Source organism: Sunxiuqinia sp. A32 (genome assembly GCF_052690465.1).
Genome location: NZ_JBQYLI010000005.1, coordinates 289,041 through 312,988, shown reverse-complemented (window position 1 = coordinate 312,988; position 23,948 = coordinate 289,041). Strand labels below are relative to the sequence as shown.

Genomic DNA, 23,948 nt, shown 5'->3' with positions numbered 1-23,948 from the left:
CTAAAAGAATACACATGTTTCGATCAGCTTTTTTGTTTTTCATTAGTATTATTTTGCTGTCTTCATGCGCAGCACGATATAAAACCATAACAGGAATTCGAGATTGGTCGTATCCTCAAAATCAGTTTGATAAGCAGTTTAGCTTTAGCTATTTTGATAATGTTTTAAAAGAAACAAACAATAAACGTGCTGCAAGGTGGGCCAAGCGAAAGAATATTCATGTCATTGGAATTAAGTTGATCAATAATGGAGAGAAGCCCATTCATGGTACACAGTTAAGCTTTTATAATGGAGACGAACGAGCCGAAATTATTCACAATCAGTGGTTGGCGAAAAAGGTCAGGCAAAGAATCTCTCCGTTGATGATAGTAGTACTTCCGGCGTTATTGGTTGAAGATGCAATTTTTCACCGGAATGGTGATACAGATGAATTCAACACCAGATCTTTCGAAAACGATCCTCATTATTTTACGGAAGATATTGCAAATCAGGAAGAAAAAAGAAGGAAAGATGCAAACTTTAGCCTCAAGGACGAATTGATGAAATTTCAGTTGGCGAATCAGGTGTTAATTCCGAACAAAGCAGTTTATGGAGTTATTGGTATTCGCTGTAAAGGAGAATTAAAAGATTTACGAGTGGTGAAGAATGACTCTGATTTTTCAATTATACTTAAACCATAAAATGAAGAGCCCCACCTCGCAGGCAGGGCTTCTCAACAACCTAACTAAACTAAACCAATTAAGAAATAGAAATTTGACGTGGTTCTTTTGCTTTAAATTCATCTCTTTTTGGAAGCTCAACTTTCAGAATACCGTTTTTGTGTGACGCTTTGATTTTGTTCCCATCAATTCCGTCTGGTAAGCGGAAAGAGCGCCTGAAAGCAGAGTAGTTGAATTCGCGGAAAACCACTTTATTACCATCTTTTTCTTCGTTTTCAGTTTTTGTTTCTGAAGAGATGGTAAGTACATTGTCTTTTAAATCAATATGGAAGTCTTTTTTTTCTAAACCAGGGGCAGCTACCTCTATTTCAAATTGGTCATTTCCCTCGTAAACATTTACGCTCGGAGTATTGCTCCAGCCTGATTCCTCAAAAAGATCACTCCACAAATTTCTTCCGAAAAAATCTTCAAATAGATTCGGAATGTTCTGTTTGTTTCTAATTAATGGTAACATGACTAAATCCTCCTAATTATTAGTTCAACTTTAATTGTTAACAGCAAAAAATGATCAAAGTATATACCATTCTAAATAAGCCCTGTTTTTATTGAATTATGTTATTGAGGATTGACATTTTGTCTTTTTGAAAGTCATTTTTTCAGGATTTAATATGCTGAATATGAAATAAATTCAGTGTGTGTAGTTTTGAAGTTAGCTTATTTAGATTGATCGAATCAGTTTTTTTCTATTAACTTTGCAGCAACATTTACGCAATGGGGTGTCCTAAATAAACGGACTGAGATCATACCCAAAGAACCTGATCCGGTTAGTACCGGCGTAGGGAGGGCGATAGGGATTAATTCCTACCTCATTGGTTATTTATTAACCAAATTTTCTAATAATGAAAAAACTTATTTTAATGCTGCTGATGCAGTGTGTGTTTGCATTTTCGTATGCAGAGTATTTTATCCAGGGAACGGTGAAAAGTGAGTCCGGAGAATCCTTGATTGGTGCAAGTGTGATGCTGTCTGGAAACTACAAAGGAACTTCGACCAATGATGAAGGAGTATTTCAATTCAAAAATGTAAAAGCCGGAGATTATTACCTGACTGTTTCTTACATTGGATTTGAACAAAAGAAAATTCAGATTACAGTTAGTCAAGATGTTGATCAGGATGTGATTTTGGAAGCATCAAATGTGATGGCAGAAGAAGTGTTGGTTTTTGCAACGCGTGCAGGAGACAAAACTCCTGTTGCAAAAACAGATGTTAGCAAGGAAACAATTGAAGGCAGAAACATTGGGCAAGATATTCCTTACCTTCTTACAATGACTCCATCTTATGTTGCAACATCGGATGCAGGAGCGGGAGTTGGCTATACGAATTTCAGGATTCGTGGAACAGATCTGAACCGTATTAATGTGACCGTAAATGGGATTCCAATGAACGATGCTGAATCACATGGAACCTGGTTTGTGGATATTCCCGATTTGGCTGGTTCTGTTGAGAATATTCAGGTGCAGCGCGGGGTTGGAACTTCAACAAACGGTGCGGCTGCTTTTGGTGCTACAATTAACCTGCAAACTTCTACCTTGAATAAAGAAGCTTATGCGGAGTATAAAACTTCTGTAGGAAGTTATCACACCGTGAAGCATTCGGTAAGTGCCGGAACCGGGTTGTTGAATGATCATTTTACGGTCGATGTTCGCTTATCAAATGTGAATTCGGATGGATTTATCGATCGTGCTGAATCTGATTTGAAATCATTCTTTGCTTCTGCAGGTTACTATTCAGGGAATACGATTTTAAAATTGAATTTATTTTCTGGTTTTGAGGAAACTTACCAGGCCTGGTATGGTGTGCCTTCGGTTAAATTGGAGGGTGATGTTGCAGGAATGGAACGCTACCGCGATCATTGGCTGTGGAACTCCCATTCAGCTCGTGCAAATGAAATTCAGCACGATCACATCATTAATTCAGATGCCAGAACATACAATTTTTACACCTATGAAAATGCAGTTGATCATTATCAGCAAGATCATTACCAATTGCATTTTTCTCATCAGTTTAATGATTATTTGAATATCAATGCTGCATTGCATTATACGTATGGTCGTGGCTATTACGAAAATTATGAGTATGATGAAGAATATGCCGATTTTCAAATGGACGCTCCTGAGGGAATTGAGGTGACTGACCTGATTGCCCGTAAATGGTTGTCGAATGATTTCTATGGTGCAACTTTTTCTTTGAATTACAACAAAGGCATTTCGGAACTAACGTTTGGTGGAGGATATAATACTTATGATGGCCATCATTACGGACAGGTTATCTGGGCTCAGTACATGGGTGAAAATGAAAAAAACCATGTTTGGTACAGCGGAACCGGTTTGAAAAAGGATTTTAACATCTTTGGAAAATATAATTTGCAAGTTCTGGAAAAGGTAAATTTGTATGCAGATATGCAGATTAGAAATATCAATTACGAAATCGGCGGAATTGATGATGATTTGAGGGATTTGACACAATCTCACAATTTCTTCTTCTTCAATCCGAAATTGGGGATTTTCTACCGTCCAAGCGATTCCCAGGAAGCCTATTTCAGTTATTCAAGAGCTAATCGTGAACCGAACAGAAGTAATTTTGTAGATGCCGATCCTGCTGGCAAACAGCCAGTTTCAGAAACTCTGAATGACTTTGAAGCCGGATATTCGTACAAATCGAATAAATATGCTTTTGGCGCGAATCTCTACTACATGGCATACAACGATCAATTGATAACGACTGGAGAAATCAATGATGTTGGTGCTCCAATCATGGTGAACGTTGACAAAAGTTATCGTTTGGGGATTGAATTTACTGGTGGATTGAAAATCACGCGAAACCTGAGCTGGGATGCGAATGCAACTTTTAGCCAAAACAAGATTAAAGACTTTGTTGAGTATGTTGACAACTGGGACTATTGGTATGATATGGAAAACGAACCTTATCAGTACATCGCAGAGCTAGGGGAAACAGACTTGGCATTTTCACCAGCTGTGATTGTGAATAGCCAGCTTAGTTTACTGCCTGCAAAAGGATTGAATATAGCACTGCTATCAAACTATGTTAGTGATCAGTACATCGACAATACTTCAAACGATGACCGGAAGTTAGATGCATGGTTTGTAAATAGCCTGAAAGTGGATTACAACATGAAATGTAAGTTGTTTGATTCAGTCACCTTGCATTTTATGGTTAACAATTTATTCGATGTAGAATACGAAAGTAATGCCTGGGTTTATTCATATTATACCGGTGGAGACCGTTACAAAATGGATGGATATTTTCCACAGGCTGGAACTCATTTCTTTGCCGGAATTGATTTCAAGTTTTAAATTTTAAGAATTAGATTTAAAAGGAATGGCATTCGTCTTCGGACGGATGTCATTCAAATATAATCGCAGAATTATTCTTTCATCTCAATTTGTGAGATTTTACTGGTCTCTTCATTAAAATAAAGGGGAGCAACAACAATTGATGGGTATCTTCTTTGGATACGTTTAGCCTCAGAAACCAGGAATTCTGTTTCATCGCCAATCTCAAAAAAAGGTGATAAATTTTCAAAATGCATTTGGGCAGTTTCCTGCTTCCATCCTGCATTCTTTTGCAGTCCTTCAATAAATAAATCTTTTCGGTTGTGAATCTGAACCATTCCACAATCGTTATGTCCAATCAGGGCAATGTGTTTTACATCTCCAACACCAATTGCATAGGAAACCTGAAATTCGTGGTAGAATAAGTTGGCACCACCGGAACGAATAATAAAAGCAAAGTTTTCAGGAATCCACAAACTTTTTCGATTATCCATGCACATGCCAATTAGCATTTGCGGAGAATCGTATCTGCAAAATGTTCGGTTTAAATTATGGTATTCCAGAAGCAACCCAATTGGGGTGTTTTTATATTCAGGAAAAATATCAGCCTTGCTTTTTACTTCTATCAATCTCCTCATTTCAAGTTATTGGTTCATCATACTAAGCAAACCTTGTTTGTGGTAAAAAGGTTCAGGAAAATAAATTGAAATTTGATAAAAGGTACTGCGTCGTTTTTTCTTTTAATTTTGTGATATAAATTTAACCCATGGCAAAAGATTGGAAAGACCGATTAGGAGTAGTGTATTCAACCAGTTCTGATTTTGAATACCAAAAGGATGAACAGGACGAACAAGAAACGCTTCCTCCTCAGCATCAGGATTTGAGAGTAATGCTCGATAAGAAAAACAGAAAAGGAAAAGCAGTTACATTGATTACTGGTTTTATTGGTTCCGATTCAGATTTGAAGGAGCTTGCCAGGCTGTTAAAGAGTAAATGTGGAGTTGGCGGATCTTCCAAAGAGGGAGAAATTTTGATACAGGGAGACTTTCGTGATAAAGTCATGCAAATTCTTCAAAAGGAAGGTTACAAAGCGAAGCGTTCCGGCGGTTAGTATTTTTTAGTGCATCGTTATTTTCCGAATTAACAGTAAGTAAATCATTTGATTGAACGCAGCACCAGAAAGATAAAAGCAATCAAGTGTATTTGTCTTTCTGAAATCTAAAGAATAATCAATACCCGGATCATTTATATCATCTCCCTTTCGATGCCCCAATCTGATTTTTTTTGCAAATTAAATAGCAGAAGGACGCCAGTTCTGGGTTGAGCTGGATTTATTCGTCTATGTGCAGTTGATTGTGTGGCAAAATTGAAACTTACCACGAACAAATTAAGAGAATAAGTGTCTTGAAGTGATATACGAACAGCTGAATATGAGACGCAGAAAACTAAATAATTATTTTAGTTGTAAAAGATTTTTTCTTGCAGCTGAAAATATTCTAAATTGGAACTGGAATATAGACGTATGAAAAAATCATTCCTATTAATTGGTTGTTTGTTTTTTGCCGGAAGTCTTCTTTTTCAGTTGGCTGCCCAAAATAATTATGAAGTGCGAAAAATCAACTTTCATGGGAATAAAACGCTTGATAAGGAATTTCTATTGGATCAAATGGCCTTGAAAGAAGTTTCCTTTTTACAAAAACTTTTAACCAGCGAAGAACGATTTTTGTACAATCAAGAACTAATTAAGCTGGACTTGGAACGGCTGGTTCGAATTTATCAAAGTGAAGGTTTTTTAAATGCGGAAACCAAGCTGAATTCCTTGAAAGTTAATAAGGATAAGCAAAGCGTACGGCTGAATTTTGAAGTTGAAGAAGGCAATCCAATTTTAGTAGATTCAGTGACGATATTATATGGGGATTTGGCAAATACTGTAAACACTGATTCTGTTTCAGCAAGAATCTTTCGCAAGTTAAATTTAACGAAGGGAAAACGTTTTCGGGATGAAGCAATAAGCAGCGACGTATTATTTATTGAGGATGTATTTCGCAATCTGGGGTACGCATACGCAAAAGTTAAATATGACCTTGACTTGGATGTCGATCGTCATTCTACCCAGATCACTTATACGATTATTCCCGGGCCGTTATGTCGTATTGGAGAGACTATGATAATTGGGAATAAACATGTCTCTAGCAATTTTATTAATAAGCAATTGGAATATAGTGAAGGTGAAACATACGATAAATCGTTATTGGCTAAAACACGGGAAGATTTATACAATCTTCAGTTATTCAGGGTTGTTTCGGTACTGCCTGATAAAGATTCTGAGTCACTGAAAAATCCAATTCCTGTCCGTTTGTACGTTGAAGAAGCTCCACGTTTTGATACTCGTTTTGGAGTTGGCTATGGTACGGAAGATAAGTTCAGGACATTTATTGATCTGAATTATCGAGGTTTTTGGGGTGGCGCCCGACGATTAAATCTGTACGTTAAGCACTCTGCCCTGGAGCCATATAATATTAGTTTGAAATGGATCCAACCCCAGTTTTTCAGCAAGAAAAGCAGCTTAGCTTTTAATCCATTTATAAACCGAATCTCAGAGCCCGGTTACGATACCCGCACCTATGGAATGAATATTCCGTTGGCGTATCGTTTCAATGATCACCTGAATAGCAAGTTGATCTATTATTTGGAAAATGTGGAGCAAACGGTTGAGGAAGGGGATATAGAATTTCAGGATTATGTAGAAGACAAGTTTCCATATAATAAGTCGGGGATATTATTTAGTACGGTATTCGATGATGCAAAGCCCAGATTCTCGCCAATTGAGGGAGTCAATGTATCTGTGGGCTTTAAGGTGAACGGGCATTTGTTTGGTGGTGATTTCAATTATACCAGGCTGTGGGCTGATTTAAGAACCTATCAGAAAGCTGGGAAATGGGTAATCGCAGTGCGAACAATGGCAGGTGGAATCAATTCTTCAGATGACAGTCAGTTTATTCCTGTGGAGGACCGTTTTTACTCTGGCGGAAGTAATTCCGTTCGTGGATGGAGCCGTTCTCAATTGGGGCCTAAAAGAGAAAGCGGAACACCTTTGGGTGGGAAAAGTATTTTGGAGGGGAACCTCGAATTGAGATATCCGCTATTTTGGAGGGTAAGTGGAGTTGCATTTATGGATACTGGCAATGTTTGGACGGAGTCATATTCTTACCATATAAATAATTTGGGTTATGCGTCAGGTGGTGGATTGCGGGTGGATACGCCAATTGGACCTATCCGTTTTGATGTCGGTTTCCCTTTATGGAATGAAAAGAAAAGTGCACAATTTTTTATTAGTGTTGGACAGGCATTTTAGATTGATAGATGAAGAAAGTGATCAAATATCGTGTTCGAATACTAGGATGGTTTTTAGCAAGCATTCTGCAACTTCTTGTGCTTGTTGGTTTGCTGATCCAGACTTCATTTTTCAAGGAGAAGTTGGCAAATGTGGTGGCGAATCAATCGACCAGATTTTTAAACGGCCAGCTTAAGATCGGTGAAATTGAAGGGAACTTTTTTACCAACTTTGAGATGAAGGATGTTTTACTTTCCGATGAAACCGATACCGTTGCATTTATCTCTCAATTTCGTGCAGAATACGATTTGCTTTCAATTTTTGAAGATCAATTTAAAGTTCATTTAATTGAAATTACCCAACCCAAAGTTATTCTTAGTCAAAACAATGATTCCATTTGGAATTTTCAGCAGCTAATTAAAGCATCTGCCAACGAAGAAGATACTTCTTCAAATAGTTCGTTTGGGCTAAGTTTGTCAACTTTCAACCTGCGCAATGGAAAAGTTTCCATTCAATCATTGGATACAATAATCCCGAGTCAGATTGATGATTTGAATTTATTATTATCAGTCGAATATGCGGTTACCAATCAGCAGTTGGATCTTAACAATTTGTCGTTTTCTACAACGAATCCGAATTTAACTTTGAAGAAATTGTCATTTAACCTGAGTAGGAATCAAACTGGAATTGAGTTGAAAGATTTTCATGTAAAAACTGCACAAAATCAGCTCACTGCAAATGCTGAGTATCTGCCAGATCCGAATGCGCAGGCAAGTGGAAATTTAGAAAGCTCACCTTTACATTTAAAAGAATTTGAATTCTTCATGGCAGGATTTAAAATTCCGGCAACTCCAATTTTGAAAGTTGATGCAGAATTGAAAGGCGATTCCGTTTTTGCGACTCTCAAATTAAGTGATCAGGGGCAGCAGATTCATTTGGAAGCTTCTTCATCAAATCTGATCAGTTTTCTAAGTGCTTCTGATGATTCTATCCTGAACTATCATTTGAAAGGGATTTTCACGGAGATTAATCTTGCACAATGGGTTGGCGATTCGGAATTGGATTACTTGATTAATGGAGAGTTGAATTTGGATGGAAGTGGTACCGATATGAAAAACGCAAAAGTTTCGTTGAAAGGCGACTTCCGAGATTGTATTATTCAGAAGCGACCTGTTGAAAAATTGCTTCTCTCTCTTAATTTAGAGCATGGAGTTTTGGATGGAGTTACCGAAGGAAATGGCGATTTTGGCAAATTTAAGTTGAGTCCGAAGATTCAGAATTTACAAACTGAACCTATTTACCAAGTCGATTTAATTGCTGCAAAATTCAACATAGCGAATCTGCTTGGGAATGATAGCTTGCAATCAGATTTGAATTTTCAGATGAGTGTGCAAGGCACAAGTTTTGATCCGAAAAAAATAGATGCGAAAGCAAAGGTGCGATTTTCAAAATCAAGTTTTCAGAAGATCAATTTAGATACTTTATTGGCGAAGGTAAGTTATCGCCAAGAGGAAATTACTATCGATTCTTTGTGGGCAAAGTCTTTGTCTACAGAATTGTTGGCAAGCGGAATTTATAATTTAAAATCAAATTCTTCAATTGCTTTAAAAATCAAATTTGATGATTTAGATGAATTTGCCAGCTATTTTCCTTTCACTGATTTTAAATCAAGTGGAGAGGTAAATGCAAGCTTAAATGGAACAATGGATCACCTGTTTTTGCAGTCAGAAATAGCATTGGATCAGACGAGTTTTCAGGATTTTATAGTTGAAAAAGTGGTGTTGAATGCCAATGGTGAGCTAAGTAAGAATAATACTTTATTTGATGCGAAAATTGTGGGTAAGGATGTCAGTTACAGTTCGTTTTCGTTTGATTCATTAACGACAACTTTGAGATATACGACTGATTCCATTTCATTTAAAAGCAGCTTGGCAGGCAATGAATTAAGTTCCGATTTGGAAGGAGGCGTTGCGTTGGGAAATCCACTTCAGATAGAATTATCGGATTGGCGTATCGATTATAAACAGCAGTTGTGGAGCCTTCAGCAGAAACCCACCCGGATACAATTTGATTCATTAGATTATTCTGTTGATCATTTTAAAATGGCAAGTGGAGATTCCGACTCTGCACAATATGTATCGGTTGATGGAAAGATTCGCAGGAAAGGGGCGGAGAATTTAAGGTTGAAAATTGCCAATGTTGATGTGGCTGCTCTTATGAAATTGTTGGATCAGGATGTAGATGTCGACGGTAAGATAAATGCAGATTTGAAATTAGCGGGTGATGCCGAATTTCCGTTGTTGGATGGCAATATTTTCGTAGATCAAGCTCGCTTTAGTGGGTATCAGTTTTCCGAATTCGGTGGCACTGTCGCGTACAAAAATGATTTGATGAAATTGCAATTTAAGGTTGTCCCGATTGATAGTGGCAGAATTGTGTTGAATGGTTCAATTCCGATGAGTTTACAATTGGATAGTTTGAGTTATTCATTGGATACAAGTGATTCTATTGATGTAAAATTGAATGTTGATAGGTTTCCTTTAGCAATTTTGAAAGGGATTGATATTACAAAAGATATTGGTGGGTATTTAGAGGGTCAACTTAATATTGATGGAACAATGGATGCACCAAACCCAAATGGAAATCTGGCATTACATGACGCCTCTATTCGTATTTCTGAGTATGGAATTTCCTATGACGATATTTCTTTTTATATGGAGTTTCTAAAGAATCAGGTTCAACTAGATACTTTTTTTGTAAAAAGTGAAGATGGTAATTTCACCGCAAATGGTACCATTGATTTTGATTCAAATTTTTATAACGGTGAAATTAGCCAGTCGACGTTCAGTCTCAATTTTGATGATTTTAACCCGGTAAATCATCGCCAGTTCAATATGCAACTGTCGGGAGATGCAAGTTTAAGCGTCACAAAGGGTGATGTGGTTTTCGATGGAGATTTGACCATTCCTCAATCTGAAATTTATTTGCCAGCCATTATGAATTTAGCAGGTAAGGTAAGCGTGCCTGAACTGCCCAAGCCAATCTTAGTGCAACAACTTGAAAAACAGCAATTGCTCAATGATACCGCTCAACTGAAAGTCGCTGGTAACAGCGAAAAAGACAGCATCAATTTTGATTATTTGGATGTGATAACCGGACGAGTAAAATTGAATATTCCTAAAAACTCATGGATCAAAAATGATGATTTACATCTTGAAATCTCTGGTGATTTGGAGATGATTAAGAACAAGGAATTCTTTGAGTTGTTTGGAACTGTTGAGGTGGTTCGAGGTCAGTATGATTTATTGGGACGAACTTTTATAATTGATGAGGGAACCATTTCATTTCAAGGGGGAGAGGAATTGATTCCCGAGATGAATATCACAGCATCGTACACGTTCAGGAATTTGCAGCGGGCTGAACAAAGATTAAGTGTAACCGTAACGGGAACCTCCGAAAATCCATCTGTAGGCTTTACGCTTGATGGAAGTTCTATTCGTGAGGGAGATGCCCTTTCTTATATCATGTTTGGGAAAAGTATGAATGAGTTAACCATTAATGAGCAGGAAAATGTTTCGGGAGCCGGAGGCCTTGCTGGCACAGCGGCTGCTTCATTCCTTTCATCGCAGATTAGTAGCTTTTTAAGTAAAAAACTGAATGTTAATTACGTCAAGGTGAAAAGTAATGGAGGTTTTGCAAATGCTACGGTCGTGGTTGGTAAGTATATTACAAATGATTTATTTTTAAGCTACGAACAGCGATTTGGTGAAACAAATGAAAAAAACATTTCCAAGTACGAAGTGCGCCTTGAATATGAGTTGTTTAAATTTTTGTTCTTTCAGCTTAACAACTCATCAAATGATAGTGGGTTTGATGTAATTTTTAAACTAAACTCGAATTAGTCTTCCATTTCCTTTAAAATGTTTTCCACTTCAGTTTCAGTTTTGTGCAGTTTTTCTTTACACAATTTTATCAGGCTGGATACTCGTTTTACTTTTTCCGAAAGTTCATCAACATCCAACTCGTCGTTTTCAATTTTATTCAGGATTTCGTCAATTTCGTTAACTGCTTCCTGGTAAGTCATTTTTTTTGCTGCCATCGTTATTTTTTTATGATTTTACTTTTCACTTTTCCATCAGCGAATTGCGTTTCCAGTTGTTCTCCTTCAGTTAATCCACTTGCTGATTTTACTAATTGACCATCTTTGTATGTCAGGCTATAACCACGCTTTAGAATTCGCATTGGGTCAATCAGACGGTTTTTTTCTTCAAAGTTTTTAAGTTCGTTTTCTTTTAATTTAAACCCATCTTCTAATCGTATTTTTATTTCGTGTAATGTCTGGGTTAGTTTTGTGCGCATCATTCGAAACTGTCGCTGAGTAAGAGAGCTTAGGTTATCTGTTTTCTTTTCCAATAAGTAATATTCATCCCTGATCAGACTTTCTCCGTTCTTTATCAGCAAATGTTGGTATTGTTTAAACAGGTCTTTTTTGTGATGGATAAAAGAGGGAATTGACTTCTGAAGTCGGTATTGTGTCATTTTGAAATTACTATCCTCCCTGGTTACTAGTTTTCGTACCCCTTGAACAAGAGTTTGGCTCGCTTGCCGTAAAAATTCTTTTTCCAGGGATATTCGATCTTCCACCATATCAACAAAACGCTTCTCAAATTCAAGCAATTCCTGCTCAAACGTTGCTGCTCCGGTGATTAAGAACTCGGCAACCGCAGTTGGTGTTTTTAACTTCGTATGAGCGACCAGGTCAATCACTGTCTCATCTTTGTCATGCCCAATTCCCGTAAGAACAGGAATGGGAAGTTGGGTGATGTGATAGGCAAGTTCATAATGATCGAAGCTGGCTAAGTCCAATTGAGCACCACCACCACGAATGATCACTACCACATCAAAAAAGTCTTCATAGTTGAAAACTTGTTCCAGTGCCAGCATGATTGAATCTGCAGTTTCTTTTCCCTGCATGATTGCGGGAAATAGCTTGGTGTAAAATTTATATTGATAGGGATTGTTATTCAACTGATCCATGAAGTCCTGCAACCCAGCGGCAGTAGGAGATGAGATGATCGCAACTCGTTGTGGAACCAGTGGGAGTTGTAGTTCCTTATTCATGGTTAACACGCCATCTTCTTCCAGTTGCAGAAGTATTTCCCGACGTTTACGAGCCATGTCACCCATGGTAAAAGCCGGATCGATATCACGAATATTGAGGCTTAGTCCATAAACAGGATGATACTCAACTTTTGCATGAACCAATACTTTTATTCCCTCAGAAAATTGTTGGCCTGTCGTGGTTTCAAAATAAGGTTTCAGCATTCTGAATGAATATGACCAGATAGTTGACCGGGTTCTTGCCAATACTTCCTTGCTAACTTCATCCAGTTCAACCAGCTCAAGATAACAATGCCCGGCACGGTTAATTGTTAGTTCGCTGATTTCCGCCCTAATCCAATATAGCTCTGGAAATGCATCATCAAGCGTATTCTTGATTAATGTATTTAAAGTTGATAGTGTTAATTGGTTTTCACCCATTTCTTAAGCTATTTCGTCGTCAGTTTCACCACCTTGTGATATTCCCTATTCCCATTGGATTCAATATAAACAACGTAGATTCCATCGGGCAAGTTACTAAGATTTCCAAAATAGAGAAGCTGCTCTTCCTGAAAAACTTTTTGAAAAACAACTTGTCCATTACTTTGGACGATACTCACATAGTATTTGCCGGAAAGAGTTGTATCTCCACGCTTAAAAAAGCGAAGTTCGCTTTCGAATGGATTCGGCCCAATTGCCCATTGTTTATTAGGTGACTGATCTCCCAGCTTATTTGTTAAAAGTGCATTTGCCAACTCAAAATTGGGGATGCCATATCCGAGTAACGTATCGGGAAAGGAATATTGAGAAGCACTTTCTTCAATGGCATTTTTTATTTGTTTGTTGGTCGCGCCGGGGAGAGCTTGCCATAAGCATGCAGCCATGCCTGCTAAAATAGGAGATGAAAATGAAGTTCCATTGGCAACACCAAGCTTTCCGTCAGATTTTTGTACAACGCTATTTAGCCCCATTGCTGCAACATTGGGTTTTATCTCATTATCCGAATTAGGCCCAATTGAGCTGAACAGTGCCCATTGATTGTATTGATCAACTGCGCCAACAGCAATTACCTGGTTCGCATCTGCTGGGGAAATGATATAGTGCCATGGATCATTTGCCTCATTGCCAGCACTGGCAATAACCAGCATTCCCTTTTGGAAAGCAATATTGGCAGCTCGAGATACGCGGGTTGTCATTCCGTCCATATCTGAGTAGCTATGATTCATGGTCGAATCATCAAACTCAGAATACCCAAGGGATGAATTGATGATATCAACGCCTAAGCTATCGGCATATTCTGCAGCTGCCACCCAGTTGTCTTCTTCAATGAGATATTCAGAACTTGCATCTTCTGAACGTAGCAGATAATAGCTGGCTTTGGGAGCTGTCCCGATTAAGTAACCCGGAAGTTCACTAGCCATGGTTGAAAGTACGTTCATCCCATGGTTGTCTCTGAGATAGACATCCGAAAATGGATCGACAAAATCACGAGTGCCTAAAATCCTGTTCTCAGCATTTAGAACATCAAAAGCAGGAAGTTCATTGACTTTGTAAAAACCTGCATCCAGAACTGCTATTTGGATTCCCTGACCCAGAAAATCATTTTCATGCAGAAAATGCCCGTTTAATTGTCCTACCTGGTAGGATGAATAACCATAGTAACTCGAATCAATTTCAGTATGTATTTTTTCATTCCAAAACTTATTGCTGCTCGATTTTAACGTCAAACCCGGTTTTGTTAGTTCAGATTCCCTAATAAAATTGAAACCGGATAATATGGATTCGTATTGAGTTTCGGATGCTAGTATAGTTACGCCGTTTAACCATTTAGAATAGTTAATAATTTTTGCTCCTTTACTTTCAAGACTATCGATGTAATTCTTAGAAACAGGAAGATCCAGTTCGTCAATTGGAATGTATTGATTTAACCTACGTTGGATCGCTCTGGCAGAAAGGAATTCATTTGGTCGGTTAACCGAATAGGCTGTGCCTTTCTTATCGTTAAATCCGATCCAGTAATAATTGGAAGTATCGTCTTTTGCCTGAGATGAGAAAAAGGAAGATAACATCAATATGACAAATAAATACCAGATCTTCATTTCCTTGAAATTAACTGCATAAACGATTTTCAGCAATACATGTTTTGAATGATTTACTGTCCTCGCATTTTATTTTTGATCATATATTCCACAGGATCTTGAAGAAATTTTTCCGGATCAACTATACTATGGCGACCAGATTCCAGTTTTTCAAATTCAATTTGTTGAATACTGTCCAAAACTTCAGGGTTCATTAAAACTCCCAGATCATATTCGAGTGTGTATGATAGATTACCTGATGTGTCATAGTAGTTCCATTTATTTTGTCTGAGGCCATTTTTATAATATGCATCCAGTTCCAGTTGTCCATTCTCATGGTTTACCTGGCAAGTGCCATTTCGTTGTCCTAATTTCATCTGACATTCCATGTAGGGTTTGCCATTCTTAAAATAGGCCCGGTAAACACCAGATTGTTTATTATTTTCCCATTCGGTTTCTTCAAATAATTCTCCGGTCGGATAGTACGTTTTTGACTTCCCGTCCTTCAGCCCATTCTTGTATACTTCTTCAGAAATTAGTTTGCCATCCGTAAAATAGGACCATATCCCGGTTTTCTTTTGACCAATATACATTCCCCTGGCTATAAGCCTGGCCCGAGTGTCAAATAGTTCCGCATTTGTTGTGTCGGAATATACGTCATGTTTAAGATAAGCCATCAGCATTCCGTTGGGATGGTACCTTTTAAACTCTCCAACTGGTTTATCATTCATAAATGTACCTTCGTAAAGAAGTTTCCCATTGTCCTGATATTTTTTCCAAATACCTTGCTTTCTACCCTGGTCGTCTCTTTTGTTGTAGTTGTCGTCTTGAGAAAAGACAACTATTGAGAAAAATATGAATATGATGAAAATTGTAAACTGCTTCATAATTCTTTAATAAACCATCGAATCTAGAAATTTATTTTGATGAAAGACAAAATTACACAGATTTTGCGGTTTCTTTTTCACCCAATACTTTCAATAATTTTCTGATTGCAGCTACAGATTCTACTTTGTAGGCAGCGGCGGTTTTCTTCATTCCAACTTTGATTGTGATTGAATCTTCCGGTAATTCACGGAACATGTATTCATCTGTCCAGTCATCACCCATGGCGACCAAACAATCAAAATTTTCATCTTTTATGAAACGCATGGCAGCTATACCTTTATTGATACCACCTGCTTTTACTTCGATCACTTTATTTCCTTCCATAATTTCCAAATTGTGGTTGGCTATCAAGTTGCGAAGTTCATCTTTTAACTGGTTTGCTCGCTGTTCCCCCTGGTCTGGTTCTGCTTTACGGTAGTGCCAAACTAATGAATAATTCTTCTCTTCAATAAACGTTCCCGGAGTACGATCCACAAAATTTTCCATTAAAGGTCGAATTTCAGGTTTCCAATTGCTGTTGATGTTATCAATCATTTGCCAATCGCCCCCAATATTTTTCAGCCAAACGCCATGTTCAACAATCAGGTTGACATGGTGCTTGCCCAGCCAATTTTGAAGAGTATCCCGATCACGACCACTAATAATAGTTACAATATTTCGTTCATCACTGGTGAGATTTGAGATTAAATTGTGCAGTTCCTCATCGGGTTTGGCTGCCTGAGGATCATTTTTGAAGCTCACCAAGGTACCGTCATAATCCAGAAAAATGGCACGTTTCTTTGCTTTTTGGAATCGATCGACTAACTCATCTTGAATGGATGGCGTAATTCTTTTTGCAAAAAATGTTTGTTGGATAGCTTCTATTTTTCTCAATGATTTTAAAAACTCGCTTGACCATTTGAATACATCGTAACGCTTAATCCTTTTTTGTAGAAAATTCATTCGGGATTTTTGTTCTTCCATAGGCATGGTTAGGGCCTGGTAGATACTATCAGCAATTTGTTCTTCATTATTTGGATTGATCACGATTGCTTCGCCCATTTCCTGTGCAACTCCAGCCATCTCACTTATAATGATCACTCCGCTTTGGTTTACTCTTGAAGCGATATATTCTTTTGCAACCAGGTTCATTCCGTCACGAACAGGAGTGATCAGGGCGACATCGCAAGTGCTGTACAATTCGATCAGGTTTTCAAATGGCAACGAGCGGTAGAAATACCAAACGGGTGTGTAATTGACACTTCCAAATCGTCCATTAATTCGCCCAACCAATTCGTCGACTTCACTTTTTAGCAGACGATATTGCTCCACTGAGTCACGAGATGGAACAACCAACATAATCAATGTTACTTCATTTTGAAATTGGGGATACTTTTCAAGGAAAGATTCAAACGCCCGAATACGGTTTGGAATTCCCTTCGTATAGTCCAGTCGGTCAATCGAAAGTATTAGTTTTCGGTCGGGCGAAAGGTGAAAATATTTTTCAAGTTCCCGGTGCAAGTCTGATCTTTCTTGAACTGGTTTTTGTACGATTTCGCTTGCTTTGATTGCAAACTTGTCGTAATCGATTCCCATTGGGAAGGCATCAGCCATCACAATCCGGTCTTCTAAATGTATTTGATTAAATGAGATTTCATATCCAAGAAGCCTTCTAACAGAACTGAAAAAATGTCGTTCATAATCGTAGGTGTGAAAGCCAATCAGGTCTGATCCCAACATTCCTCTAATAAGTTCTGTTCGCCAGGGAAGCGTTCGGAAAACCTCAAAAGAGGGGAATGGGATGTGAAGGAAAAATCCGATTGTCACTTTGGGTTTCGCTGTTTTTATCATTTCAGGAACCAGCATAAGCTGATAGTCATGAATCCAAATAGTATCGCCATCTTCAAGAGTCTCAAGGGCTTTGTCTGCAAATTTCCGATTAACCTCTTTATAGGCATCCCAATAGGCAGGATTGTATTCGATAAACTGAGCGAAATAGTGAAAGAGTGGCCAAATGACATTGTTGCTGAATCCCTCATAATACAAGTTTATTTCTTCCTTATCCAAATGAACTGCCAGGCAAGCTTCACCAACCAGTTTTTCTTCAATTGCTTTTTCGTCAGCAGGAGTAAGATCATTTTCTGCAATACCAGGCCACCCGATCCATTTGCCTCCATACTCCCTGTAAATGGAGCGCATCCCGGTAGCCAATCCTCCAACACTGGGAGTAAGTTTATAATCTGAGCCTTCTTTGTTAATACTTAATGGAAGACGGTTTGATACAATATGAATCTTGTTCATGGTTTTGTATTTTAATTTTTTATTAAAAGTCTAATTAGCCCGAAATCATTCAACCTTCTCAACACCTTTGTAAATGAAATGTTTTGACTATTCAAGCTGATAAACAATTGCTTCATCTAAAGTTGTTTGTTCAGAATATTGTTACTTTTGGAATTCTTGGGTAATCAAGAATTGGTGTTGATTTCAGTATTTATGGACATCAACATTAATATAAGTTAATTTTGAGAGTTGACAAAATGAAAAGGCAGATTTGCCAATTAATAATTGAAGCTTAACATTCTTTTATGAGGAACTTGAACTACGGTGTGATTGGGAATTGCAGAAGTGCTGCAATGATTTCAGAGAGGGGAGCGGTTGAATGGATGTGTCTTCCGCATTTTGATTCGTCATCGGTTTTTGCAAAACTGTTGGACAAAGAAAAGGGCGGTTCGTTCGAAATTATTCCGGAGAACCTGCAAGAGGTGACGCAGTTCTATATACCTCGTACAAATATTCTGGTTACACGGTTTAATTGTATGGATGGAATATTTGAGGTGAATGATTTTATGCCTCGGTATCGAAATCAGGATAATGGAGGATATTATACACCTCCAGATGTAATCCGATATTTTAAATTGATTATCGGACAGCCGGTTTTTAAAATTAAATATGATCCAAGGCTTGAATATGCAAGCAATCCTACAGAGAATATTATTGAGGATGAATATATAAAATCGTCGACGACAAAAGGACCCTACGATTCTTTATACCTTCATACTAGTTTTGACCGGAAAGATATTCTCGCAGAAATGGAGATAACACTTACTAAGGATGAATATTGCTTGTTCAGTTATAACCAGAAGTTATTGCCTCAGAATGTCCGACGTGCAAAGTTAAAGTTGGAGCGAACCAAAGTTTATTGGCTCAATTGGGCGGAACGTACAACTTCCTACCAATTTTTCAATGACGAGATTATTCGAAGCGCGTTAACTCTGAAGATGTTGAGTTTCGATAAAAGTGGTGCTATTCTAGCTGCTTTAACAACTTCGCTTCCCGAAACAATTGGGGAAGAGCGAAATTGGGATTACCGGTTTTGCTGGATCAGGGACGCTTCAATGGTTGTGAAAATAATGACCTCTCTTGGCCATAATAAATTAGCTCGTCGGTATCTGAACTTCATTATTGATATTCTTCCTGATAAAGATGAGAAGATGCAAATCATGTATGGCATTCAGGGAGAAAAAAAACTTACCGAAAAAGAATTATCTCATTTAAGTGGATACGAAAACTCTAAACCGGTAAGAGTTGGAAATGCTGCCTATCGGCAAAAGCAAAATGATATTTACGGAATTCTATTAGATGTTATTCTTCAGCATTTTGAGATTTACTCGGTAAGTTTGGAGCATAGTGAGGAACTTTGGACGATTGTTCGCAATGTCATAAAAGTTGTGGAACAAAACTGGCATAAGCCGGATAGGGGGATTTGGGAAATTCGTAACGAAAACAAACATTTTACTTTCAGCAAAGTGCTTTGTTGGGTTGCAGTGGATCGAGCATTGAAAATTGCCAAGTTACTGCAACGGGATATGTATATTGAGCCTTGGAGTAAATTGAGCGAAAAGATTAAAAAGGATATTCATAAAAATGCCTGGTCTGAAAACAAAAAGGCATTTACCCAGTCTTATGGTACAGACTATTTGGATGCTTCTGTTTTATTAATGGAGTCTTATGGTTTTATTGATGCAAAAGATCAGCGATATATTGACACGGTATCTGCAATTCAGGAAGACTTGGAATATCAGGGGCTAATGTTTCGATATAAGAATAATGATGATTTTGGAACTCCTAAATCTGCATTTACGATCTGTTCTTTCTGGTTGATTAATAGCTTGTATAAAATAGGCAGGCGGAAAGAAGCGAAGGAAAAACTCAAGAAATTACTGGGATATTCCAATCATGTTGGCTTGTTTAGTGAAGATCTGGATTTCAATACAAAGCAGATGCTTGGGAACTTTCCTCAGGCGTATTCTCATCTTGCCTTAATTGAAACAGCCATCACCATGTCGAATGGTGAGATTACCGACGAAGAAAAGATTAAAGACTTTATACATTAAAAAAAAGGGGACTGCGATGTCCCCTTTTTGATTCTTGGTTTTTCTTCCCCTAGCTTAAAAATGTTTGTAACATCCATGTTCTTTTTTCATATTCACTGATGAAATTACTAAGCATAGCATTTGTTCCTTCGTCATTTTCATCGGATGCAACGTCCAATATTGCTTTCATTCTTTTTAACAGAGTATTTGTCTGATCCAAAACCAGCGAAACTGCATGTATTCCATCACTAACGTTTTTAACTTCCTTAATGCTGGCGTTGGAAAGATAATCTGAAAAGGTATGTACCGGTTGTCCTCCAACCATTAAAATACGTTCTGCTACTTCATCAACGACCTCCGCTGTGTGGTTATAATATTCTTCAAACTTGGAATGCAAAACAAAAAACATGGTGCCTTTTACGTTCCAATGCAATCCTCGAAGGTTTTGATAATGCACTTGTAAATCTGCCAGTAAATCATTTAAACCGGTTACTATTTCAAAATTTTTTACTTGTGTTTTTTCTAAAGTTTCCATATCGATTTTTTTTATTTTATTAGACATCGGTTTTTTTTTAATTGCTTAATTCAAAGATACTATAACTGATATTTATTATATTTATACGAATATTAAAATAAGTTATATTGCAATGAATGTTAACCAGCTCAAATATTTTATCGAATTTGTGAGAACACGCAATTTCTCAAAGGCTGCAGAGCGATTGAGAATTAGTCAACCTGCGCTTAGTTTACAGATTCAGAAGTTAGAAGAGGAGTTTGAGTATCAACTAATAAATCGAACTAAAAAACCGTTGGGACTAACTCCTGAAGGCGAATTGTTTTACGAAAAGGCATTGAAGATTGTACAGCAGATTGAAGATTTAAGTAATCTTAGTTTGGAGATTGATGAGAACCATAAAGGAAAACTTACAGTCGGAATTATTCCGACGCTTTCACCATATTTAGTGCCCCTTTTTGTTGATGAAATGAAAAAGAAATATCCGATGTTGTTTTTGGATATTGTAGAGTTGAATACAGAGGAAATTGTAAGTCAGTTGACATATAATGAACTGGATATTGGTATATTGTCAACACCATTAAAAGCAAAAAATATTGGATTTGTTCCACTTTTTCAGGAGCGGTTTTATTTATACGTTTCTGAAAAACATGATATGTATAAAATTGAAAAGGTGGAATTGGATAAACTCCCGTTGGATGAATTATGGTATTTGCGGGAAGGGAATTGTTTCCAGAATCAGGTGAATTCCATCTGCCAAATTCCGGAGTTGGATAATACTAATCTTTCTTTTAGGTATGTTTCCTATTCAATAGAATCACTTCGAAGAATTGTTGAAAACCAGGGAGGGATGACTTTCATTCCGGAGCTTGCGACGGTAAATGTTCCAACAGAAAATGAAGACATGATCAAAACGTTTGAGGATCCGGCACCGCTTAGAGAGATTAGTGCAGCTTATTTGAAGACTACCGGATTGAAAAAGACAGCAGGTTTGTTGCTTGATGTCATTGTTGCGAATATTCCGTCCCGAATGAGATTAAATGACAAAGCTAAGCCAATTGATACGAAAATAAGATTGTAGTTATCTGAAAGCTAGTTCAGAGGAATGCTGAAATAAAATTCAGCACCTTTGTTTATTTCCGTTTCTACCCATATTTTTCCACCAAGTTGATCAACGAGTCCTTTGGCAATTGCCAATCCAAGTCCAGTGCCATCTGCTTGTTTTCCTTTCGCCGAATCGATTTGTTGAAATTTCTCGAATATCATTTCAAGTTGGTTGTTGGGAATGCCTTTTCCTGAGTCTTTTACGTAAAATTTTATTTCGTGATCACTCTGGATTGCTCCAAAATGAATAAATCCTGAATAAGTAAACTTAAATGCATTATCCAATAAATTTTTCAAAATCTGAAATACACGATTCTTGTCTGTATTTATCATTAATTGCTGATTTTCCGAATCAAAAAGACATATAAATTCTATCGTGGAAAGTTGCTCTTGTTTGAGCGTTTTATAAAATGTAAATGTTTCGTCAAGAAAACTTTTTATCTCAAACTGTTGAGGCTTAATTTTAATTTGATTTGATTGGATGAGGGAGATGTCTAAAATATCATTCACAATGCTTAATAAGCGCTGACCACTATCTTCTATAATACTTATGAAGCGTTTTTTGTCTGCAGCTTTCAAATTTTCATCAAGAATCAAGTTCGAGAAGCCAAGTATTCCATTGAGAGGGGTTCTAATTTCATGGCTCATATTTGCAAGAAATGCTGTTTTTAGGTTGTTGTTTTCTTCAGCTTTCTCCTTTGCTACAATTAATTCTTCAATCAGTTTTTGTTTTTCAGTTATATCGTTTATTGCTAGCAAGATGTTTTTTGTTTTTTTGTCATTGGCGTATATTCTTCGGGCATTCATGTTTAAAACTCTTGTGCCAATCGTTTCAAAATGACAGGTGATCTCGAAATCGTCAAATTTTGTATTTTGTGGCAAGATGTTTTCTAGTAGTTCGCGTAATTCCTTTTGGTTACAGGCTTCTTCTCCAATTGAGAAAAAATCTTTTCCAACAACCTCGCCCTGTTGAAATCCGAAGGATGAATAAAAAGTTTGATTGGCTGATACAATTTTTAAATTGGCATCGAGAACCAATAATCCTTCATGAAGGGTTTCAATAATGTTATTAGCAAAATCACGAGAAGATTTCATTTCATCAAAATGACGCTTTTCTTCACTTTGATCACGGAATACCAGAACAACCCCTATAATTTTCCCATCGTTGTTCCTGATTGGAGCAGCACTGTCGGCAATTGGGGTCTCTTTCCCATTTCTGGAAATTAATAAAGTATGGTTAGCGAGCCCAACTATTGATCCGTTTTTTAAAACTTTGTCGACTGGGTTTTCAACTATTTCACGAGTGTTTTCATTAATGATTTTGAATACTGTTGTTAGAAGGTGATCTTTTGCTTCTTTTTCATTCCACCCGGTTAACTCTTCAGCAATCTTATTAATTTGTTTAACTTTTCCTGACTCATCAGTAGTTATAACCGCATCGCCAATACTGTAAAGCGTTGTCTTAAATTCTTCTTCTGTTTCCCAGAGCGATCGATATAGATTTTTTTGTCGAAGCGTATAATACAGAGTAATGCCAGCTCCAACTAAGAAAATAATCAGGATTGTTGTTAGAAGTATGAATGTTCCTTTCGAAGCCAGTTCTTCGTAGAGTTCTTTTTTGTCAACTTTTGAAACCATGAACCAATCAGTTCCCGGAACAGGAGCGACGTAGGCCACCACTTGCATTCCTCGATAGTCGGTGCCGGTAACAACACCAACAGTGCCTTCAGCAGCCATTACTGCCGGAAGTGTTTTGGTTGTTAAGTCAATTCGAAGATTCAGTGCTGTTCCTTTTTGGTGCCTTAATTCGTTCAGGAATAATACATCATTTTTTTCTTTGCGAATTAACAAAGTTTCTGAGGTTTTACTGGGGGTAGGCCATGATTGGATTAGCGGGTACAGGTATGTTGACGGTTCAACTCTAAAAACCAGTATTGCAATAATTTCATTCTTTTTATCAAAAATAGGAGCAAGTAAATCATAGTGGATTGCATTTTCTAAAGCGCAATAGAAAAAACTTGAATTAATCTGGTCCGTTTGTGTTAAAGAGCTCCATGTCTCTTCAAAATAAGATTTGTCAAAGTGAGTGGTGTCTTTGTCGGTGGTTAATATGACCTGTCCATTGGTGGATACAATGAAAATAGATTTGTAGTTGTATTCTCTTTGGGGAATGGTTAGCCGTTCTGATAGATGTTCTTTTAGTTCCTTATTTGTAGGATTTTCAAGCCATTTTTCAACATTCTCATTGAAAATTGGAGATTCTGATAATACCCGAATGTCAGCAATGCGCTCTGATTTCCATTGTACAAGTTGACCTATCTTTAGCTCAGCAATAGCAGTTAACTCAATTTCTTTGTCTGCCTGAATACCCTTTGTCAACTTTTGAAAGAAAACGTATCCGGAAAGGGCAATGATAAGACTGACAAGTATTGTAATACCTATTAATAACTTCTTATTCAGCATCTGCTATTGGGGCTATATTAATTAACATATCTTTTAAAAATAGTGAATAATTAGTCATTATGCACCATTAAAAAGATGTTTTATATTAGGTTAATATTGTATG

General features: G+C 37.4%; 16 protein-coding genes and 1 riboswitch. Of the genes, 7 read left to right on the top strand and 9 right to left on the bottom strand.

Features of this window, described 5'->3' with window-relative positions:
- Positions 1-14 precede the first annotated feature (14 nt).
- Complete coding sequence (locus ACUNWD_RS07455; protein ID WP_445587165.1) at positions 15-680, top strand: hypothetical protein; 666 nt, start codon at positions 15-17, stop codon at positions 678-680.
- Positions 681-738: 58 nt separating this feature from the next.
- Here ACUNWD_RS07455 and ACUNWD_RS07450 read toward each other — a convergent pair whose 3' ends face one another.
- Positions 739-1,173 (bottom strand): Hsp20/alpha crystallin family protein, encoded by a 435-nt coding sequence (locus ACUNWD_RS07450; protein WP_445587164.1) that lies wholly within the window; start codon positions 1,171-1,173, stop codon positions 739-741.
- Positions 1,174-1,421: 248 nt separating this feature from the next.
- Positions 1,422-1,518, top strand: a riboswitch (TPP riboswitch).
- Positions 1,519-1,558: 40 nt separating this feature from the next.
- On the opposite strand from ACUNWD_RS07450, the gene ACUNWD_RS07445 reads away from it, so the two are divergent.
- Complete coding sequence (locus tag ACUNWD_RS07445) at positions 1,559-4,033, top strand: TonB-dependent receptor (RefSeq protein ID WP_445587163.1); 2,475 nt, start codon at positions 1,559-1,561, stop codon at positions 4,031-4,033.
- Positions 4,034-4,104: 71 nt separating this feature from the next.
- Here ACUNWD_RS07445 and ACUNWD_RS07440 read toward each other — a convergent pair whose 3' ends face one another.
- Positions 4,105-4,650, bottom strand: a complete 546-nt coding sequence (locus tag ACUNWD_RS07440; protein WP_445587162.1) for a hypothetical protein — start codon at positions 4,648-4,650, stop codon at positions 4,105-4,107.
- A gap of 128 nt (positions 4,651-4,778) precedes the next feature.
- On the opposite strand from ACUNWD_RS07440, the gene ACUNWD_RS07435 reads away from it, so the two are divergent.
- The 3 genes from ACUNWD_RS07435 (at position 4,779) to ACUNWD_RS07425 (ending at position 11,248) form a co-directional block, all read left to right on the top strand.
- Entirely contained in the window at positions 4,779-5,123 is a 345-nt protein-coding gene (locus tag ACUNWD_RS07435) for a translation initiation factor (RefSeq protein WP_445587161.1), read from the top strand.
- A 411-nt stretch (positions 5,124-5,534) separates the two neighbouring features.
- Positions 5,535-7,367, top strand: coding sequence for an outer membrane protein assembly factor BamA (gene bamA / locus ACUNWD_RS07430; protein WP_445587160.1), 1,833 nt, complete (start codon positions 5,535-5,537; stop codon positions 7,365-7,367).
- 8 nt (positions 7,368-7,375) lie between these two features.
- Entirely contained in the window at positions 7,376-11,248 is a 3,873-nt protein-coding gene (locus ACUNWD_RS07425) for a translocation/assembly module TamB domain-containing protein (protein WP_445587159.1), read from the top strand.
- Here the strand turns inward: ACUNWD_RS07425 and xseB are convergent.
- The 5 genes from xseB to ACUNWD_RS07400 are packed head-to-tail and all read right to left on the bottom strand — an operon-like array spanning position 11,245 to position 17,692.
- The gene (gene xseB, locus ACUNWD_RS07420) at positions 11,245-11,445 is read right to left on the bottom strand and encodes an exodeoxyribonuclease VII small subunit (RefSeq protein WP_445587158.1); all 201 of its coding nucleotides are present in this window, start codon (positions 11,443-11,445) and stop codon (positions 11,245-11,247) included. The two genes, ACUNWD_RS07425 and xseB, sit on opposite strands and share 4 nt — an antisense overlap.
- A 2-nt stretch (positions 11,446-11,447) precedes the next feature.
- A complete protein-coding gene (xseA, locus tag ACUNWD_RS07415) occupies positions 11,448-12,887 on the bottom strand; it encodes an exodeoxyribonuclease VII large subunit (protein ID WP_445587157.1) in 1,440 nt (479 codons plus the stop codon).
- Between the two features lie 8 nt (positions 12,888-12,895).
- Positions 12,896-14,545 (bottom strand): S8 family serine peptidase, encoded by a 1,650-nt coding sequence (locus ACUNWD_RS07410; protein WP_445587156.1) that lies wholly within the window; start codon positions 14,543-14,545, stop codon positions 12,896-12,898.
- A 53-nt stretch (positions 14,546-14,598) separates the two neighbouring features.
- Entirely contained in the window at positions 14,599-15,411 is an 813-nt protein-coding gene (locus tag ACUNWD_RS07405; RefSeq protein WP_445587155.1) for a toxin-antitoxin system YwqK family antitoxin, read from the bottom strand.
- A gap of 52 nt (positions 15,412-15,463) precedes the next feature.
- Positions 15,464-17,692, bottom strand: coding sequence for a bifunctional alpha,alpha-trehalose-phosphate synthase (UDP-forming)/trehalose-phosphatase (locus tag ACUNWD_RS07400; protein ID WP_445587154.1), 2,229 nt, complete (start codon positions 17,690-17,692; stop codon positions 15,464-15,466).
- Positions 17,693-17,976: 284 nt separating this feature from the next.
- On the opposite strand from ACUNWD_RS07400, the gene ACUNWD_RS07395 reads away from it, so the two are divergent.
- Entirely contained in the window at positions 17,977-19,785 is a 1,809-nt protein-coding gene (locus tag ACUNWD_RS07395; protein WP_445587153.1) for a glycoside hydrolase family 15 protein, read from the top strand.
- Positions 19,786-19,834: 49 nt separating this feature from the next.
- Here the strand turns inward: ACUNWD_RS07395 and ACUNWD_RS07390 are convergent, their stop codons facing one another.
- A complete protein-coding gene (locus tag ACUNWD_RS07390; protein WP_445587152.1) occupies positions 19,835-20,299 on the bottom strand; it encodes a Dps family protein in 465 nt (154 codons plus the stop codon).
- 112 nt (positions 20,300-20,411) lie between these two features.
- On the opposite strand from ACUNWD_RS07390, the gene ACUNWD_RS07385 reads away from it, so the two are divergent.
- On the top strand, positions 20,412-21,359 hold the full coding sequence (locus tag ACUNWD_RS07385; RefSeq protein WP_445587151.1) for a LysR family transcriptional regulator: 948 nt from the start codon (positions 20,412-20,414) through the stop codon (positions 21,357-21,359).
- An 11-nt stretch (positions 21,360-21,370) separates the two neighbouring features.
- Here the strand turns inward: ACUNWD_RS07385 and ACUNWD_RS07380 are convergent, their stop codons facing one another.
- Positions 21,371-23,845: a sensor histidine kinase gene (locus tag ACUNWD_RS07380; RefSeq protein ID WP_445587150.1), complete on the bottom strand. Its 2,475-nt coding sequence runs from the start codon at positions 23,843-23,845 to the stop codon at positions 21,371-21,373.
- Positions 23,846-23,948 lie beyond the last annotated feature (103 nt).